The organism is Kitasatospora sp. NPDC001539 (assembly GCF_040298565.1).
GTDB lineage: Bacteria > Actinomycetota > Actinomycetes > Streptomycetales > Streptomycetaceae > Kitasatospora.
Window position 1 is genome coordinate 1 of record NZ_JBEPAK010000438.1, and the last position, 2,587, is coordinate 2,587.

The window sequence follows — 2,587 nt, forward strand, 5'->3', positions numbered from 1 at the left end:
CCCCACCGCTCGCGCGGTGGGGCCAGACCCCAACATCTTCATCAGGCTTCTAGGCGTCCCCGCTCTCGTCGTCCTCGCCCTCGCCGTCCTGGTCCTCCAGTTCGTCGGGGTCGAGCCGGCGGGCCCGGCCGGGTTCGGCGGTGGTCGCGTCGCCCTGGCCTTCCGTGGTGTTCCCGGAGCCGGGGGCCCTGGGGTCGCGGGACGCGTCGTCGCCCTCGTGGTGCAGCGGCACGCCGCCCGCGCCGCCCTGGGGGATCTCGTTCACCGTCGGCTCCTTGCCTCGTGGCGGATTGCTCGGTCACCTGGCGGGTGCCCCGCGGGGCGCGGGGTCAATCAGCCGGGCGCGGAGCCGATCAGCCGGGCGCGGAGCCGGTCCGTCGGCCGCAGGCGGGGCGGGAGCGGTCGGCGCCGGCCGCCCTCCCCTGGCGCGGGGAGGGCGGCCGGCGTCGGTTCACGACACCTTGACGGCGGTGTCGTCCAGGACGAAGGAGGTCTGCTTGGTGTAGTCCTCGGTGCCGGTGAACTTGAGGGTGACGCTCTGGCCGGCGTACCCGGACAGGTTGAAGCTGTGCTGCTGGTAGCCGGCGGCCGCGTTGACGTTGGAGTAGGTCGCCAGGGTGGTGCCGTTGGCGGTGACCGTCAGCGTGTCGAAGGCGGTGGTGGTGCTCGCGGCGGTGTCGATGTGCAGCCAGAAGCTGAAGGTGTAGGCGGTGCAGCCGGCCGGCAGGGTCACCGTCTGGGCGAGGGTGTCGGTGTTGGTGCTGCCGTAGCCGTCCAGCCAAGCGTCGTAGGTGCCGGAGTGCGGCGGCTCGCTGGAGCTGCTGTTGGCGGTGCTGCTGCCGCTGGTGTTGGTCTCCGTCCAGCCGGCCGTCGAACCGGTCTCGAAGCCGGGGTTGGTGAGCAGCTGGGCCGGGGTGCAGCCGCCGCTGCCGGCGGGCTGGACGGTCCAGGTGAAGGTGACGGAGGAGGACGGGCCGGTGGAGTCGGTCGCGGTGGCCGTCACGGAGTAGGTGCCGGCGGTGGTGGGGGTGCCGCTGATCAGGCCGGTGGCGGTGTTGACGCTCAGGCCGGCGGGCAGGCCCGACGCGGCGTAGGTCAGGGTTCCGCCGGCGGTGTCGGTGGCGGAGAGCTGGAGGGTGGTGGCGGTCGCGGCGGTGGCCGTGCGGGCGCCGGGGTTGGTGAGGGTGACGCTGCCGGTGCCGGTGCCGGTGCTGCCGGCGGCGAGCCAGGCGGTGGCGTTGAGGGCGAGTGCGGCGTCGGTGCCGGCCGGGTCGTTCCAGCCGTCGTAGAGGGTGTTGCCCGGCTGGCCGGTGCCGTCGTCGATGGTGGAGCTGTCGCCCCAGATGGCGACCCGGCCCTTGCCGAAGGTGCTGGTGGCGAAGGCGGCGCCGGTGGTGCCGGAGTAGCCGGTGCGGTAGACGAGGCCCTTGGCGGCGGGGTTGTCGGCGGGCTTGAGGGTGAAGGTGGTGCCGTTGCGGATGATGCTGCCGGTGACGGTGCCGAAGGGGCCGTGCAGGACGGGGTCGGTGGCGTCGTTGACGGCGGTCGGGTTGTCGGTCTGGATGTTGAGCAGGTCGACGGAGAACCCGAACGGGTCGTTGCTGTTGACCGAGTTGGCGCTCATCAGGTCGTTGATGATGGCCGGGGAGTCCCAGCCGTCGTTGTTGCGGTCGCTGGCGGTGTGGTCGGAGATCAGGAAGAGCCCGCCGCCGTTCTGGACGAACTTCATGACCGCGGTCTTCTCGGCGTCGCTCAGCCGGATGTTGGGCTCGGGCAGGACGAACTCGTCGAAGTTGGCGAGGTCCAGCGCGGCGCCGGTGCCGTAGGTGATGGTGGAGCCGCTGGGCAGGGTCTTGAGGCTGTACTGGCCGGTCTTCTGCAGGGCCACGCCCCAGCTGGAGATGGCGCCCGTCCAGTCGGTCTCGGACTGCGGGTTGGCGTTCTGGGCGAGCGGGTCGGGCTGGCTGGTGCTGATGATCCAGTCCGCGTTGCCGGCGGTCTCCGCCTTGCTGGCGTCGAACAGGACGCGGTGCGGGGTGGTGGTGGCGGTGGACGCGGCGGTCGCCGCCGGGGCCGCCGCCACGGCCCGGTGGGGGACGGCGCTCGCGCCGGCGAGCACCGCCAGGGCGACCGCGCCCAGGGCGAGGGGGCGGATGGCGTCAGTTCGTCTGAGCATGGGTCAGGTCCTCCGTCACGTGGGGGTGCAGGGGAAGTGCTACGCGCGTAGGCGCGGTGGGCACCGTCCCATGGTGGGGTGAGCGGAGCTTGAACGGAACGCGACGAACAGACGCTTCGTGTCCGGGCGCCTCCCGGCGGGCGTTCCTGCACAGCCGAGACACCGTCAGTTCACCGGATCCCCCGATGCGCGGCTCGTTCGGGACCGGTTGGCCGGGCCTCACGCCGGGGGTGGTCCGTCCGGCCCGGCGACGCCGTCGGCGTGGTTCGGGCCCGGGCGTCCTCAGGGACGCCTCAGAAAGTGTTGGGTTAGCTGATGACTACTGGTTGTTGAGGTCGTCGGCGAGGCGGCGGGCTGCTTCGGTCTCGATGGGGCCGCGTGGTTCGATCTCCTCGCCGGCGAGGCGGGCGG

Annotated in this window: 2 protein-coding genes; both read right to left on the reverse strand. The window is 72.4% G+C overall.

The genetic code is table 11. The features are described 5' to 3' along the window. Positions 1–49 precede the first annotated feature (49 nt). Positions 50–265, reverse strand: coding sequence for a hypothetical protein (locus ABT247_RS32975; RefSeq protein WP_350750207.1), 216 nt, complete (start codon positions 263–265; stop codon positions 50–52). A gap of 186 nt (positions 266–451) precedes the next feature. Beyond that, positions 452–2,176 (reverse strand): putative Ig domain-containing protein, encoded by a 1,725-nt coding sequence (locus tag ABT247_RS32980; RefSeq protein WP_350750209.1) that lies wholly within the window; start codon positions 2,174–2,176, stop codon positions 452–454. Positions 2,177–2,587 lie beyond the last annotated feature (411 nt).

Coding starts and splice junctions, on each gene's coding strand:
- ABT247_RS32980 (WP_350750209.1), bottom strand. CDS start 2,176: ATGCTCAGACGAACTGACGCCATCCGCCCCCTCGCCCTGGGCGCGGTC.